We start from the raw sequence: 16,291 nt of genomic DNA on the forward strand, positions 1-16,291 counted from the left end.
GTTCCTACTCTCGGATCGGTTTCGCTCATTCAGCATGCAAGTTGACGTTGCGTCAATGTCAAGGCTGTTCTCGGTTTGTATTGTCAGGAACGTTTTATGTCCGTTTCGCCGTATCGCCACGAACGGGTCTCCAACTGATTGATTCGATGACCTAGGTCACGTGATTTGGCTCACAAACTGTCAATTTGAATAGTTGAACAAGCCTCTGTTGACGCTTTCACATACCTCGACCACGATCATCTGAACAGATCGAGTTACGCGGTTGTTGAAAATGCACGGTAGTTGAAATGCACTGCAGACGGAACGGTGGTCCACGATGACTGAACTGGTGTCGGGCGTAGCCCAGGCCAAGCCCTATGACCTCGATGATCGGTACCGGTCGGGATCGGGACCGGTGTTGCTGACCGGTGTTCAGGCAATTGCACGCGGCTTCGTCGAGCAGCATGTTCGCGACATCCGGGCAGGTAAGCGTATTGCCACTTTCGTCTCCGGTTACCAGGGCAGCCCGCTGGGCGGCGTCGACAAGATGCTTCACGGCATGCCCAAGGTGCTCGCAGAACACGACATCACCTTCATTCCGGGCTTCAACGAGGAACTTGCTGCCACCGCGGTGTGGGGAAGCCAGACGGACCTCCCCGCAGGAACCGCGACCCACGACGGCGTGACCGGCGTCTGGTACGGCAAGGGCCCCGGCGTCGACCGCGCTACCGACACCATTCGCCACGCCAACATGTACGGCGTGAACCCCAAGGGCGGCGTAGTCCTGCTGGTGGGCGACGACCCGGCGTCGAAGTCCTCCACGGTTCCGGCCGTCAGTGAGCGCTCGCTTGCCGCGATGGGTGTGCCGGTTCTGTTCCCGCGCAATGCCGAAGAGATCATCACGATGGGTATGCACGCAGTTGCGCTCTCGCGTGTCTCCGGTTGTGTCGTAGCGCTCAAGATCGTCGCCGACGTCGCCGACGGCGCCTGGACGATCGACGGCAGCATCGCGGACTTCGACATCGTGGTTCCGGAAGTGCAGTTCGAGGGCAAGCCCTTCGTCTACAAGCAGCGTCAGATGGCCGCGCCGCCGGACAGTGTCATCGCCGAGGCCGATCTGTACGGCCCGCGATGGGATCTCGTGCACGCGTACGGAACTGCCAACAACCTCGATGTGATCGAGGTAAACCCCTCCGGTGCGAAGATCGGTATCGCCGCCACCGGTACAACTTTCGACTCCGTCCGACAAGCTCTGGCAGACCTCGGTGTCGACGACGCCGCGCTGCACCGCGCCGGGATCCGTCTCCTTCGCATCGGAATGTGCTACCCCGTCGTGGGCGAGAAGATCAAGGAGTTCGCCGAAGGCCTCGAGCAGATCGTCGTGGTCGAGGACAAGACCGCGTTCATCGAAGCGCAGATCCGGGAAGTCCTGTACGGCACCGACGATGCCCCTCGCATCATCGGCAAGCGTGACGGCCAGGGCCGTCTGCTCATGCCTGCCAGTGGTGAACTGACCGCAGGCCGGCTGCTCGCCCCGTTGCGGCGCGTACTGAAGCCGCACGTCGAACTCAAGCGCACCCTCCCGGCCCCGCTGTCGCTGAACGTGCTCTCCGCCAAGCGAACCGCGTACTTCTGCAGCGGGTGCCCCCACAACCGTTCCACCGCTATCCCCGAGGGTTCCATCGGTGGCGGCGGAATCGGTTGCCACACACTCGTCACCATGTCCGGCCGTGAGGACAGCGCTGTCACGGGCCTGACACAGATGGGTGGCGAGGGCAGCCAGTGGATCGGGCAGGCACCGTTCACCGACGTGCCTCACCTGTTCCAGAACATCGGCGACGGCACCTTCTTCCACTCCGGTCAGTTGGCTGTCCAGGCATGCATCGCCGCAGGCGTGAACATCACCTACAAGTTGCTCTACAACGAGGTAGTGGCGATGACCGGTGCACAGGACGCGGAAGGTGCCCTCTCCGTTGCTCAACTCAGCCACAAGCTGACCACCGAGGGCGTCAAGCAGATCATCATCTGCGCCGACGAGCCTTCGCGTCACAACAAGCGCGCTCTGGCCAAGGGCACCAAGCTCTGGCACCGCGATCGCCTCGACGAGGCCCAGAAGGAGCTTCGCGAGATCAAGGGCGTCACAGTGTTGATCTACGACCAGCACTGTGCGGCCGACGCACGTCGCCAGCGCAAGCGTGGCACGCTGCCCACTCGCAACACTCGCGTCGTCATCAACGAGGCAGTGTGCGAAGGCTGCGGTGACTGCGGTGTGAAGTCGAACTGCCTCTCGGTCCAGCCCGTGGACACCGAGTACGGCCGCAAGACGAAGATCGACCAGACGTCCTGCAACACCGACTACACCTGCATGGACGGCGATTGCCCGTCGTTCGTGACCGTCGAACTGGTGCCGGGCAAGAAGGCTCCCAAGGCCGCACGTCCCGTCCCGCCCGTCGTCGCAGATCCTGATTTCGGACCGCTCACCAGCACGCAGAACGTTTTCCTCGCGGGCATCGGTGGCACCGGCATCGTGACCGTCAACCAGGTGCTCGCAACGGCGGCACTGCGCGCCGGCCTCGAGGTGGAGAGCCTTGACCAGATCGGACTGAGCCAGAAGGCCGGACCTGTTGTCTCGCACCTGCGTTTCAGCTCCAGCGCGCTCGAGCCGTCCAACCGCCTCACCCCGGGCAGTGCCGATTGCATCGTCGCCTTCGACCTGCTGACCGCGACGGACAACAAGAACCTCGACTACGGCAATGCCGAGAAGACGGTCTCCATCGCCTCGACGTCGCAGACGCCGACCGGCGACATGGTCTACGACAAGGCTGTTCGCTACCCCGAGGAGACGTCACTCCTCGCCCGTCTCGACAAGGTGTCGCGCACCCTGCGTTCGTTCGACGCACTCGCCGCGGCACAGGAGTTGTTCGGTAACACCGCAGCCGCCAACTTCCTGCTGATCGGTGCGGCCTACCAGAGCGGCGGACTCCGTCTGCCGGCCGAGGCCATCGAAGAAGCGATCGGCATCAACGGCGTTGCCGTGGACGCGAACATCGCGGCATTCCGTTGGGGTCGTGCAGCAATTGCCGACACCGCAGCGTTCTCGGCCGTCACCACGCCGGCCAAGTCCGTCCGCGAACCCGTAGTCGCACCGGCTCACATGTTCGCCGGAACCACCTTCACCGGTGAAACCCTGCGACTGGTGGAACTGCGTGCGGCGCAGCTCATCGAGTTCCAGTCCGTCAAGATCGCCCAGCGTTACATCGATCAGGTTCAGGCAGTCTGGACCGCCGAACGTGCCGCAACCGAGCGGACCGACTTCAGCGAGGCTGTTGCCCGCGGCCTGTTCAAGTTCACCGCGTACAAGGACGAGTACGAGGTTGCTCGCATGCTGGTCGATCCTGCCTTCATCGAAGACGTCAAGTCGCAGGTGCCGGCCGGGGAGAACCTGACCTACAAGCTCCACCCCCCGATCCTCCGAGTGATGGGCCGCAAGAAGAAGATCGGTCTCGGGCCCAAGTCGCATGTTGCACTGAAGGTTTTGGCCAAGGGAAAGAAGCTTCGCGGTACCAAGCTCGATCCCTTCGGTTACATGCACGTTCGCAAGGTCGAGCGTGAACTGCTCGCCGAGTACGAGGCCATGATCGCTGATCTCTCTCGTACGCTCGCAACCGACGGATACGATCGCGCCGTCGAGATCGCGGCACTGCCGGACGTGGTTCGCGGCTACGAGGACATCAAGCTCGGCAACATCGAGCTGTACAAGACTCGCCTGCGCGAACTCGGTGTCGGTGAGTAGGAGCGCCGGCGAGTAGATCGAAGAAGACTGTGCCCCAGTGACCTTGTCACTGGGGCACAGTTGTATTCAGGCCTACTCGGACCCGGGCAGGTTCAGGAGGGCGGGAACTGGCCGTCGGCAACCACGGCGCTGCCGTTCCACGTGAAGTTCACTATGTTCGGTCCGCCTTGGGGGCAGCAGAATGCATCGTCGTCCAGCAGCCAACGGTATTGGACGGATACCGAATCCTTGTTGCTGTCGATGACGTGTGTGTACGAGTACGGCTCGCTGGTAGCGGTGCCCAGGTATGCTCCGTCGTGGAAGAACAGGACGTGTGACTGATACGTCGCATCGCCGACCCCGTCGCCGTCCACCGAAACCCAGAGCAGATCAGGACAATTCCCGATCTGTTCTTCGCTCGCGGATCGCGGTATCCACTTGCCTCCGTTGATGTCGGTGCCCAGCGTGCCGATCGCGTCGGTGACGAGCGAGGAGTCGACGTCGAGACAGGGACCCGAGGCCGGGATTGCAGTCGTCGCTGACGAGCTTGTGCGGGTGTTCGATTGTGGCGGGGGAGAGCTCGCTACCGTCGTCTCGGGTTCGTTTGCCGTCGAGGTTGCCGACTCCGTTGAACTGGCTGCCGTGGAACTCGCCGCCGCTTCAGGTGTTCCTTCGGTCGACCCGCAACCGGCGACGATCAGGGCAGCGGTGGTTGCCAGGGCAGAGACAGTGACGGCGGCCGAAATCGGAGCTTTCCTGCGCATGCGTCCTCCAGAGTGTATGGGTTCACGAATTCACGTCCCTCCTTCGTTCTGTCGCCGGGCCGCATGCGCGCGTTATCGAACAACTGGTAACGATCAGCTATCGGGTTTCGGTGTGCTGTGCTTCGGTCTTCTTTGCCCGGGTGGCGTCGTATCGCACGGATCCGGCAACCACGGTCATCGCGATTCCCGTGGTCAGAAGAGAATCGACCCCTTCGGTGAACGGATCTTGTTTCAATACGACGAAATCGGCAGCTTTTCCCCGAACCAGTTGGCCGGTCACATCTTCCCACCTGCACGAGTAGGCAGCGTCGCGGGTTGCGTGAGCCAGCGCGTCCGCGAGGGGGAGAGCGTACCCCGGCAGGTTGGGTGCCAGCGACGGATCGATTGCGGATCGACGGGTGGTGGCGATGAACATGTTCGGCAGCGGCGGATGGGGCGCCGTCGGAGCGTCCGAACCCAACGCCAGAACCGCTCCGGCTTCGGTGAATTCAGGCCACGGGTACGCGCGATTCACCCGGTAGTCGCCGAGCATTGCCTGCCAGTTCTCTTGGATCGCAGGGTCAGCGTGAACCGGTTGCATCGACGCGATGATGCCAAGGCGGGCAAGCCTTTCGACGTTGTCCCGGGTGATCGACTCCAAGTGTTCCATTCGGTGCCTGCGGGGAATGTCTCCGTTGGCAGCGATCGCGTACTCGAGTGCCGTCAATCCGATCTCCGACGCCTCGTCGCCGATCGCGTGCATCGCGATCTGCAGGCCTGCGGCGTCTGCGGCCGTCACGACGGGGATCAACGACTCGAGATCCCAGATGGGCTCGGCGTTGGTGCCGTCCGAGTACGGCTCTTTCATTGCGGCCGTGCAGCTGTCGATCACACCGTCGATGATGATCTTGATTCCGGCGATCCGAAGCCACGGACCTTGGACGCGCCCGTGAAGTTCGATCACGTCGTGAACTTGTCGGACGTTGTCGGCCTCGTTGTCCTCGCGGGTCATCAGCCAGTGAGCCGCGACGCGCAGTGGCAATGTGCCGTCTCCGGCGTCCAATGCTCTTTCCAGCGAGGCTAATTCGTCCGCGCCGAGCGCCATGTCGACCGCACCGGTCACGCCGTCCTCGAGATAGTGGCGGAACGCGAGCGCGAGGGCGGCGTCCCGGTCCTCGTCGGACGCGAGCTCCGCCAGTTTCGGCCAGACATAGAGCATCATGGCGGTCTCGTACAGCATTCCGGTGGCTTCTCCGGTGACCGGATCCCGGCCGATACGACCTCCGATCGGGTCGGGAGTGTCCGCGTCGATGCCGAGTTCACGCAGTGCTGCAGTGTTCACCCAGACCGAATGTACGTCGTTGGCGTCGAGGTACACGGGACGATCGGGCACTACGGCGTCGATCATCTCTCGCGTCGGGTGTCCTCCATCCAGTGCGGAGAACAACCAACTGCGACCCAACAGGCGTGGTGCGTCCGGGTTCGATTCCGCGAATTGCTTGATGCTGGACTGAATGTCGGCGAGATCTGTGGCGTCACGCAGATCCAACTTCTGCAGGGCGAATCCCATCATGACCAAATGTGTATGTGCGTCGACGAAACCGGGTAGCACGACGGCACCTTCGAGGTCGATCACCTCGGCGTCGGGAGCCAGGATTTCGGCATAGACGGTTTCGCCCACGAATCTGAGTTTGTGGTCCTCGACGACCATCGATTCGGCCCATCCGTCGTCGGCAGCCGTGAAGATCTTTCCGTTGCGGTAGTGAGTGATGCTGTCATTCATGACTTCTACGTGATCCTTACGCGATGACGGTAGTAGTGATGGCGGCGCTGTGGTGACGATACGCACCCTCGGTGCGTGCGGAGAGTCGGGAAACCAAGGCGAACGGGACCAAGAGAACGAAGCTGATCCCCGAGATGATGACTCCGAAGGTCGGATACCCGAGGCTCGCCGTCACCGAAGTTCCGAACAGCGGCGCGAACGCGGAGCCGATGAGGTAGGTGCCCAGTAGTGGGGCCGACCATCGGCCGGCCGCGTCGAGAGCGGCCGAGATGGCAACCAAGACGATGAACGTGGCCGCGTAGATAGTGTTCCATGCGATGACCAGTGCGAGGTAGATCGTGGGATCGGTGGTGAGGCCGGCAGACAGCTTCAGAATTGCCCCGAGTATCAGCAGCACGGAGATCGATATTGTCCGACTGACCCGAGAACCCAACGCGGTCAAGGTAACAGCCGCGAGCACACCACCCGCCGTCGATGCGCTCAGTGCGAGACTCATTTGTTGATCCGAGAGCCCGGCGTGCTCGGAACCCATGATGCCGAGTACTGCCCACAGCGAGTCCTCACTGATCGCCCAGACTGCAAGCATTGCGAGAAATGCGGTTCCGGCAAAAGTGAGTCGTTTTGCGCTGACCCCGGCGGGGAGAGTTGTGGTCGTCTTGGCGGACTTCGCCGTCTCCGGCGACTCTCTCACCGGGGACGACGGCAGCCAGGTGACCGTTGCGGCGGTTGCCAGTGCCAGGACTGCGACGATGCCGAATGCGTTGGTCATGTGTGTGCCGAGGATGGGGATGAGGGCGAGGACGGCTGTGACGACGAGACGGTTCACGAGCCCGCTGATGCTCGATGCCCGGTCTGGGTTCGTGAGCGCGGCCAGTGCCGCTCCGCCAACGGACGCGGATCCACCAGCGCCGATGCCGCCGATGATGATCGCGGCGCACGCGATGACCGTGGACGGCGCGATGGCCGCAATGCCGAATGCGGCCGCCATCGCGATCAGGCTGACGCGGCCGAGGAGATGACGATGCCGACCCGATGCGATACGAGTGGTGGCGAGGCAGGTGAATGCGCAGACCAGCAGCGATGCGGTCAGGACGGCGCCGGCGGCGGATTCGGTGACACCGAGGTCCTCGACCATTGCCACGATCATCAGGGGGATGAGGTTCGCGGTGATGAACCCCATGACGCCGATGCTGAAGACAGCAACACCGCGGTTGGCGGTGAGCGGAACCCGGTCGGACTGCGTATTCGTCGAAGCGTTGATCGGCACTAGGGCAACCCCATGTCCTGAAGGGGGTGGCAGTACCGACCCCTGGTGGCGTGATGCGAGTCACTTAATGAATGTGATTCGTTAAGTATGGGGATGGGTTCCGTCACGGTCAAGGGATCTAACGAATTTGATTCGTTAATTGTATGTTTCCGGATACCCGCTCCCGCAAAGTGGCGTCGCCGGTCTGTTTCCTGTTGTGAGGCTTATGCTTCCGCAATGGCTGAGATTGCGGAACGAACTCGCTACTTCGAGCGCTACGTCACTTTCGTCGACGCGATTGTCGCCATCGCGATCACGCTGCTCGTGCTTCCGCTGGTCGAGTTGACCAGCGACCACCACGGCACCACGTCGGAACTGCTGGGCGATCACGCTGCGCAGTTCTACTCGTTCGCTCTGAGCTTTCTGGTGATCTTCCGTCTTTGGTGGTCGCAGCATCGACTGCTTCGTTTTGTGATCGACGGAGACAAGGTGGTCGTGCGCGGACTGGGGTTGTGGGTGATGACCATCGTGTTCTTGCCCTTCCCTACGGCGCTGGTTGCAGCGCCGTCACAAGATCTCGGAACCAGGGCTCTCTACATCGGGACAATGGCAGCCAGTGCTGCGTGCCTCGCGGTGGTCGCGTGGGGTCTGGTTCGCAACCCGTCGTTGAGTGAAGAGAATGCGAAGCCGCATTTCACCGCTGAAATCGTCACTTTCCTGATCATGGTGGTGGCACTGCTCGTCAGTGTGCTCGTTCCGGTGACGTCGTACTTCCCGCTGCTTCTTCTCCTGCTGTCGACGCCCATCGAGAAGCTGTGGGATCGGGCGGCGGCGAAATGGAGTGGCCGTGAAGGTGAGATGAGCTAGTCGGCGCGAGCGGTCATCGCGGATTTCTTGGCTTTGTTTCCGCAGATGTTCATCGAGCACCAGCGTCGGTTGTTGCCACGACTGGTGTCGACGTAGAGGCCGGTGCACCCGTCGCCCTGGCAGGCTTTGACGCGGTCGCGGTCGGGTCCACCGAGTACCGCGATTGCGTCGGCAGCCACTATCGACAAACCGTCGCGGATCGGATTGTCTCCGGCTGATTTCCAGAGGGCTCGGCCACTCTCGAGGACGAGGTGGGCATCACCGAGTTCGGATGCGGTGTTGACGATCGCGACATCTGCGCGTGAGGCGCGGCGGTCCTCGCACACGGCGGTTCCGATGCGATGAATGGCCTCGCGTAAATCCCGTGCGCCGCGGAGGTCGTCTTCTGTCGCGGTTGCTGGGGTGTCCATCAGATCGTTGGCGCGTAACCATAATTCGAGTCGCTGCGGGCTCGTGAGTCGTTCGAACCTCGAGCCGTTCCGGTTGGTGAGGGTGGCGGTGAAGCGGAAGGCGAGCGTGTCGTTGTCGAGTCGAAACACGTCCCGAGCGGATTGATCAGCTCCTGCTTCGTTCACTTTCGTCCTCCTTTGTGGCGAACCATCTCAACCGGTTCGACAGCAACTGTACCCGTGTGAGAGTGTTGAACCGTCTTAGGTGGTTCAACATTTTCGAGAGGGAAATCCATGACTTCTGTTTCCGTGGTCGGTCTGGGTGCGATGGGTCGTCCCATCGCTCGAAATCTGATGGGTGCAGGCTTCGACGTGACGGTGTGGAATCGCAGCCCTGAAGCGGTAGCCGAACTGGTCGCGGAAGGGGCGACCGGCGCGAAAACCGTTGCCGAGGCATTCCAGTCCGGCGTTGTACTGTCGATGTTGGCGGATGATTCGGCCGTGTCTGCGGCCATTCTGGATCCCGCCGTACTCACATCCGTTCCGAGTGGAACCGTGCACGTCAACATGGCCACCGTCAGCGTCGGCCTTGCCAAGCGCGCCGCCGCACTGCACGCCGAGTACGGCGTCGGGTACATCGCGGCGCCGGTATTCGGACGCGTTTCTGTTGCTCAGGCTGGCCAGTTGAACATCATCGCCGGCGGCGACAGTTCCCTCCTCGAGCGAGTGCAGCCCTTCCTCGACGTCATCGGGGCTCGCACGTGGCCACAAGGTGAGCGTCCGGAGCAGGCCAACATCGTCAAGATCATCGGTAACTACCTCATCCTCTCCGCGATTCAATCCTTGGGTGAGGCAATCACATTGGGGGAGAGGTCAGGTGTGGACGGAAGCCAACTCGTAGAACTGCTGACCTCGACGATCTTCCCCGGGCCGGTCTACTCCAGCTACGGAAACCTCGTCGCGACGCGTCAGTACGAGCCGGCAGGATTCACCACCGCTCTGGGCCTCAAGGATTTGAGGCTTGCGCTCGACGCCGCCGACAGCGTCGATCTGGACTTGCCGTTCGGTGGCGTACTTCGGGGCGTGCTTGCTCAGGCTCTGGCGAACGGTCAGGGCGAGATGGACTGGGCGTCGATTGCAGAACTGGTCCGTTCCGGCCAGTCGGGTGAAGGCAGTCCCGAAACACCGACGAGGTGAGCGCAAACTCGGACGGGACTGCGACTTCGGCACTGGCGGAGACCGATTCCGTCCGAGCGCTACCGTTGGCCGGGTTGTCGGCACTCGCGATGGCAGGTTTCATCGCGATCACAACCGAAACCATGCCGGCCGGACTACTGGTGCAGATCGGGTCAGGACTGTCCGTATCTGTCTCCGGCGCCGGGCAATTGGTCACTGCATACGCGTTGGGCTCCGTCGTCGGGGCGGTACCACTGATCGCATTGACCCGAGGATTGCGACGACGTGCTGTCCTGGTGTCGGCGACTGTTGGATTCGGTGTCTTCAATCTGGTGACAGCGCTGTCGTCGAATCTTGTTCTCACCTTGGGTGTTCGGTTTCTGGCGGGCATGGCAGCAGGTGTGGTGTGGGGGTTGCTTGCCGGGTACGCGCGCAGGATGGCGCCCCCTCGTCTGCAGGGGCGGGCCGTTGCGGTTGCCTCCGTCGGACAGCCGATCGCGCTGGCTATCGGCGTTCCGATGGGGGCATGGCTCGGGACCTTGGCCGATTGGCGCGTCGTCTTCGCCGTGATGTCGGTTGCTGCGCTACTTCTGGTCGTGTGGATACTCACGGTGATGCCGGACTTTCCCGGGCAACACGCGGATCGACAGCTGTCGGTGCGGAAAGTCCTGGTCCTGCCAGGCGTACGACCGATTCTGCTTGTCGCGTTCTTGTGGATCCTCGCGCACAACATCGTGTACACGTATCTGGCGGCGTTTCTGGATCGCATCGGTTTCGGCGATCGGTTGGGGACCGTGTTGTTCGTGTTCGGACTTTTCGCCTTCGCGGGCATCGGTGTGGTCGGGGTGTTCGTCGACCGGGCGCTTCGAAGGCTCACCGTCCTGAGCTTGGTGGTCTTTGCAGCAGCTTTGACCGGCTTGGGCGTCGGCGGTGACAGCTTCGCAGTGATCGCACTCAGCGTCGCGGTGTGGGGCGTGGCAATCGGAGGTGCTCCCACTCTCCTTCAGACTGCGCTCGCGGATACGACGGGCGACGCTGTGGACACTGCGCAATCGGTATTCGTGACGATCTTCAATTCGGCGATCGCAGCGGGCGGCGTCGTGGGCGGGCTGATCTTGGTGGACAGGGATGCGGGAGCGTTGCCGATGGTGGCGCTGGTGCTGATCGTCGTCGGTGTCCTTGTGGTCAGTATCCGACAATTCGGACATAGCTTGTGATTCACTTCACGCATGCGAAAGTCATTGCTGGTGGTTGCTCTCGTTGCTACGTGGTTTGTCGCCGGGGCGATGCCCGCGGGGGCTGCGGATGCGAATTGGTCCGGTGATTACTCGCTCAAGCGCTTCGCCGCGACCAAGACGGGCACAAGTCTGGCCGCCAGCCAGTGGGAGCCGGATTTCTCCGATACATACACGTTCGAGACGGACTGCTCGGGCGGAGTTTGTGTTGCCACCGTGGTCGGCGGGCCGGCTCCCGCCAATCCGACTTTGCCGCAGCCTGCTCGATACACCTGGGACGGAACCAGTTGGGTGCATCCGTATGACTGGGAGTGGGATTGCTACCAGGGTGAGGGAATGCCGAAGGTATGGGCGCCGGCGCACTCGGACGCGTACTACACACCGCAGCCCGATGGCAGTCTGAAAGGTTCGTGGCGGACCGACATCAAGAGTGGTCCCTGCGAGGGATCGGTGATCATGCACATCGAGGCGTACCCGGTAGGTCGTTCTACCGGGTCCTTCGGTAGTTGAGAACGATCGTCGGTCTGACGGTGTTGAAACAAATCTGAACCCTCGGGAATTGATCGGGCCCCATGCACGTTAATTGAGTCAGTAACGCTCAACTTTCTGCAAGGAGGCTTCGGAATGCCAGCATTCTTCGGGCCCGAGGGTCCCGGTCGCATCGATATTTCCCGGCTCATGAGCAGGGCCACCCAGCAACTCATGGCTGACGCTGCACGCGTAGCGGCTGCTCGCGGTGATTCGGATCTCGATGCACTGCACGTTCTCCGCGTCATGGCGGAGCAGGATCCGGTCCGCACGCTCATGCAGCGCGCCGGAGCCGACCCGAAATCCGTGGTCGACGCCGTCGACCTGCGGCTACCACAGGGCCGTGAGCAGGGCGCATACTCTGCTCCCGCGCTCAGCAGTGCCGTCAAAACTGCTCTCCTCGAGGCGCATCAACTGGCCCGAGCCCTGGGATCGACGTACATCGACCCCGAACATCTCTTCATCGCACTAGCCGGTGACCCCGATCATGTTCCGGGCCGTCTGCTCGCTTCGGCCGGTATCACGCCGGAGAAGCTGCAGGCCGCGGTTCAGAATCCCGCGTCCGGTCCAGTCGAAGACGAGTCCAGCACCCCGACGCTCGACAAGTACGGCGTCGACCTGACCGATCGTGCCCGCAACGGCGGCGTCGATCCGGTGATCGGCCGTGCCGACGAGATCGAACAGACCATCGAGATCCTCTCCCGCCGCACCAAGAACAACCCCGTCCTGGTGGGTGAGGCCGGCGTCGGCAAGACTGCCATCGTCGAAGGACTGGCGCAGCGCATCGTCGACGGGGACGTGCCGGAATCGTTGGTGGGTAAGAAGATCGTCCAGCTCGAACTCTCGAGCATGGTCTCGGGTACCCGCTACCGCGGCGACTTCGAGGAACGGCTCACCAAGGTGATCGACGAGATCACCGCGCACAAGGACGAGCTGATCGTCTTCATCGACGAGATGCACACCATCGCAGGTGCCGGCGGCGGAGCCGAAGGCGCGATGGATGCCGGAAACATCCTCAAGCCCAAGCTCGCTCGCGGTGAACTGCACATCGTCGGTGCCACCACGCTCGACGAATACCGCAAGAACATCGAGAAGGATCCCGCGCTCGAACGGCGCTTCCAGCCGGTACAGGTCGGTGAGCCGTCGATCGAGGACGCGATCGCCATCTTGAGTGGATTGCGCAGTCGCTACGAGGATCACCACAAGGTCCACTACACCGACGAGGCGATCACCGCTGCGGTGGAGCTGTCGGCACGTTACATCGGCGACAGGTTCCTGCCGGACAAGGCAATCGACCTGATCGACCAGGCCGGTGCCAGGCTCCGTCTGAAGACGGCCACGGTAGACACCGCTGCCCTGCAGCAGCGTCTCGAGCAGCTCGAGAGCGACAAGGAAAATGCCGTCGCCGACGAGTTGTACGAGAAGGCGTCGACCTTGCGTGACGAGATCAACGGCGTCGCAAAGCGTCTCGAGAAGGCAGGATCCTCTGTTCCTTCCGAGGAGACTCCGGACGTGACCGCTGAACAGATCGCCGACGTTGTCGCTCGCGCAACGGGTATTCCGGCCAGCCAGATGACTCAGGCAGAGAAAGATCGTCTGCGCCGTCTGGAAGAGGAACTGCACGGCCGTGTCATCGGACAGGACGACGCCGTTCGCGCCATCGCGCGTGCCGTGCGTCGTAGTCGGACCGGAATGAGTGATCCGGATCGTCCCGTCGGCAGCTTCCTGTTCCTCGGGCCTACCGGTGTCGGCAAGACGGAGCTCGCAAAAGCTCTGGCTGCCACACTCTTCGGTGACGAGAACAAGATGCTGCGCTTCGACATGAGTGAGTTCGGGGAACGCCACACGGTCAGCCGATTGGTCGGTGCCCCTCCCGGATACGTCGGCTACGGCGAGGCGGGACAGCTCACGGAGCAGGTGCGTCGTAACCCGTACTCGGTGATCCTTCTCGACGAGATCGAAAAGGCACACCCGGACGTGTTCAACACCTTGCTCCAGGTGCTCGACGACGGGCGTCTGACCGACGGCCAGGGGCGCACGGTGGACTTCAAGAACACCGTCGTGATCATGACCAGCAACCTCGGCTCCGACATCATCTCGAGCAAGTCCGGTGGACTCGGCTTCACCACAGGTGATGCAGAGTCGGCGGAGAAGCCGCTGCGCGACCGCGTGATGGCCAGGTTGCGCGAATCGATGCGGCCGGAGTTCCTCAACCGTATCGACGAGATCGTGATCTTCCGCAAGCTCGACACCGAGCAACTGCACCGGATCACTGATCTGCTGCTCGACGACAGTCGGAAGCGGTTGCAGTCCAAGGGTATCGACATCGAGTTCACCGCCGACGCAGTGGACTGGATCGCCGAGCACGGGCATCAACCCGAGTTCGGGGCTCGCCCGTTGCGTCGTTCGATCCAGCGTGTGGTCGACGACAAGATCGCCGACATGCTGCTCGACGATCTCCTCGAAGAGGGCGGCAGCATCACCGTCGCAGTTGACGAGGGTGAGTTGGTGTTCAGCTAAGAGGGGCACAGCCCCTGTGAGCGGTTAGGGAGTCCCTGGACTCCTTAACCGCTCACAGGCGCGCAGCGCCCAAAATCTCCGCAGCCAAGGCGTCGTTGTGCCGGAAAAACCCCGCATTGGTGCGCGGGCGAGGGAACGCCGCCGACCAGTTGTGCCCGGCAACCCACGGCCCGGCGGCGAAGCGGCGGGGATGCGCACTGTTGTCCTGATGCAGAATTCGCGATGTGCCGTCGACCGCGAGCTTCGCAGAACTGTCGGCGGTGGCACGTAGTTCGACTGCCTCGCCCCGGCCGTGAAGTGTCCGTAGGAGCGCGTCGCCGCTCGCACTGATGGAAGCGACCGGCAATCGTGCCTCGACGAGGGTGTTCGCGGCCACGATATCGGTGTGAGACGCACTGCGGGCTACAAAGATCCCGACTCCCGTTGCCGGATCGATCTCGGTGGAGAACACTGAATCCGGCCCCAGGAATTGCACGATGCCGGCCTCGTTGAGGGCGGTCAACTGTTCCAGACGCTCGGGTGGCGGACCACTGGCAATGAAGCTGAAGAACGAATGCAGCCAACCTTCGACGTCCTTGGCGACGGATTCGGCCGGGATTCTGCCGCGCCGCAACAATTCTCCGACGGTCATGTACGTCGACAGCAACGCTGAGAAGACAGCTGCGTCGGCGCTGAAATACGGGTCCGACCGGCGTGCGACGTCTGCCGAGATGTATTCGGTGATCCTGAGTTGGACGTCGGCGAGTCCGTCGTAGCGCTCACCACCGAGCGGGCGGTTCAGTCGCTCGAGATCGATACGGTCTTCCGGTTTCGGAACTGCGTTCTCGACCAGTTCCTGCAATCGAGACGATCCCCAAGCCAGCGAGGCGAATTCGGCGTCGAACTCCTCCCAGGTACCCACCGTTCGATCCGGGTGCGACGCGAACAGTTCGTGATAGTGGGCGCCTGCCAGTTCTTTCGACGCCAAGGGCCAGATGTCGTTTCGGAAATCCAACGGTCCGTCGCCGGGCACAAGATCAGCAGTGAAGAACCGCGGTAGCGGTGGCCGCGCGTCAGCGATCGAGTACGAAATCTTGGAGTGATACGGCACGCCGCGACGAGATCCGGCATACAACAGGGGTTCTCGACCCGAGGGAGCGTAAGTCAGGACGCCGTCTTCACCGCGTTCGAAGATGCCGCCACGGCTCTCGGCGAGGAGAACCATCCAGTCGATGAAAGCCAGCCCGAGTCCGGCGATCAGAACCGGTTCGCGTTCGGGAATGACATCGGCGTCGAGGTCGGCGGTGTATCCCGGTCCTACGTAGGTCAACCCGTGGTCGGACGCAAAGCTGGTCAGCGCGGTTTCACGCGGAGCAGCCAACGCATCGGGGTGCCCCTGTGCGAGGAGGACGGCCGTCGCGTCGATGACAACTCCGTCGTCCAGATGAACCTTCTGCATCTGGCCGACGTTCACGATGTCGACCACGGATCGTCGATGAACCTGAACGTCGACGTGCGCCGGCGCAGAGTCGACTGCAGTCTCGAACACCCAGTTCAGGTATCGGCTCTGCAATGACCTCGATGCGAACGACGACGGCGTGACAGTCGGAACTTCTGCCGCGATCTCGGGCAATTCGGCAAGCTCAGCCGCGTTCTCGGCGACCCATTCCGCGAGCGTCGGGCCGGGTACTACCGGACCGGTGACCGCGGTGGTGTCGTCGGTGAACATCGTGACGTCAGCGGTTGTCGAATTCATCCACAGGAGCGGCGCCTGGCTGCCTCGCCAAATGCGGCCGGCGCCTGCCGGATACGGGTCGACGACGTGAATGTCGATCGGTGCGGGGTCAGTGTTCACCGATTCGTGAGCGAGGATCCGTTCGAGTACACCGGTACCACGGGGACCACCGCCCACGATCACGATGACAGCAGGTGTCCCCACCGAGGTACGGGGTCGATCGCCTGGCACGAGTCCTCCATCGGACCTGGCGGAAAGCACCCGCACCTCAGTAGAGGGGGTTGCTGCGACGTCAGGGAGCCAGGACTCTCGATCGCTCTGGATGGTTAGTCCAGCTTA

Annotated in this window: 11 protein-coding genes; 6 read left to right on the top strand and 5 right to left on the bottom strand. The window is 62.4% G+C overall.

Going from position 1 to position 16,291, the window contains the following annotated elements:
- The first annotated feature begins 316 nt into the window (after positions 1-316).
- Entirely contained in the window at positions 317-3,772 is a 3,456-nt protein-coding gene (locus G8767_RS02935) for an indolepyruvate ferredoxin oxidoreductase family protein (RefSeq protein ID WP_042921773.1), read from the top strand.
- 92 nt (positions 3,773-3,864) lie between these two features.
- Here G8767_RS02935 and G8767_RS02940 read toward each other — a convergent pair whose 3' ends face one another.
- The 3 genes from G8767_RS02940 to G8767_RS02950 all read right to left on the bottom strand — a co-directional run bounded on the left by G8767_RS02940 (position 3,865) and on the right by G8767_RS02950 (position 7,544).
- Positions 3,865-4,515 carry an LppP/LprE family lipoprotein gene (locus G8767_RS02940; protein ID WP_166809280.1) on the bottom strand — a complete coding sequence of 217 codons (651 nt, stop codon included), beginning with the start codon at positions 4,513-4,515 and terminating at the stop codon, positions 3,865-3,867.
- Positions 4,516-4,612: 97 nt separating this feature from the next.
- Positions 4,613-6,277 carry an amidohydrolase gene (locus tag G8767_RS02945; RefSeq protein WP_166809281.1) on the bottom strand — a complete coding sequence of 555 codons (1,665 nt, stop codon included), beginning with the start codon at positions 6,275-6,277 and terminating at the stop codon, positions 4,613-4,615.
- Positions 6,278-6,293: 16 nt separating this feature from the next.
- Complete coding sequence (locus tag G8767_RS02950; protein ID WP_166809282.1) at positions 6,294-7,544, bottom strand: MFS transporter; 1,251 nt, start codon at positions 7,542-7,544, stop codon at positions 6,294-6,296.
- Between the two features lie 216 nt (positions 7,545-7,760).
- Here G8767_RS02950 and G8767_RS02955 point away from each other — a divergent pair, with 216 nt between their 5' ends.
- On the top strand, positions 7,761-8,390 hold the full coding sequence (locus tag G8767_RS02955; RefSeq protein ID WP_124567634.1) for a TMEM175 family protein: 630 nt from the start codon (positions 7,761-7,763) through the stop codon (positions 8,388-8,390).
- Here G8767_RS02955 and G8767_RS36270 read toward each other — a convergent pair.
- Positions 8,387-8,965, bottom strand: a complete 579-nt coding sequence (locus G8767_RS36270) for an ABATE domain-containing protein (RefSeq protein ID WP_166809283.1) — start codon at positions 8,963-8,965, stop codon at positions 8,387-8,389. The two genes, G8767_RS02955 and G8767_RS36270, sit on opposite strands and share 4 nt — an antisense overlap.
- Positions 8,966-9,073: 108 nt before the next feature.
- Here G8767_RS36270 and G8767_RS02965 point away from each other — a divergent pair, with 108 nt between their 5' ends.
- The 4 genes from G8767_RS02965 (at position 9,074) to G8767_RS02980 (ending at position 14,238) form a co-directional block, all read left to right on the top strand.
- A complete protein-coding gene (locus tag G8767_RS02965) occupies positions 9,074-9,976 on the top strand; it encodes an NAD(P)-dependent oxidoreductase (RefSeq protein ID WP_166809284.1) in 903 nt (300 codons plus the stop codon).
- Complete coding sequence (locus tag G8767_RS02970; RefSeq protein WP_166809285.1) at positions 9,973-11,172, top strand: MFS transporter; 1,200 nt, start codon at positions 9,973-9,975, stop codon at positions 11,170-11,172. Before G8767_RS02965 ends, G8767_RS02970 begins: the two co-directional genes overlap by 4 nt.
- A 12-nt stretch (positions 11,173-11,184) precedes the next feature.
- Entirely contained in the window at positions 11,185-11,700 is a 516-nt protein-coding gene (locus tag G8767_RS02975; protein WP_095968754.1) for a hypothetical protein, read from the top strand.
- Between the two features lie 114 nt (positions 11,701-11,814).
- Positions 11,815-14,238 carry an ATP-dependent Clp protease ATP-binding subunit gene (locus G8767_RS02980; RefSeq protein ID WP_166809286.1) on the top strand — a complete coding sequence of 808 codons (2,424 nt, stop codon included), beginning with the start codon at positions 11,815-11,817 and terminating at the stop codon, positions 14,236-14,238.
- A 52-nt stretch (positions 14,239-14,290) separates the two neighbouring features.
- Here G8767_RS02980 and G8767_RS02985 read toward each other — a convergent pair whose 3' ends face one another.
- Entirely contained in the window at positions 14,291-16,183 is a 1,893-nt protein-coding gene (locus G8767_RS02985) for an FAD/NAD(P)-binding protein (protein ID WP_346842954.1), read from the bottom strand.
- Between the last annotated feature and the right edge of the window lie 108 nt (positions 16,184-16,291).

Source organism: Rhodococcus sp. IC4_135, from assembly GCF_011602025.1.
GTDB classification, from domain to species: Bacteria; Actinomycetota; Actinomycetes; order Mycobacteriales; family Mycobacteriaceae; genus Rhodococcus_F; species Rhodococcus_F baikonurensis.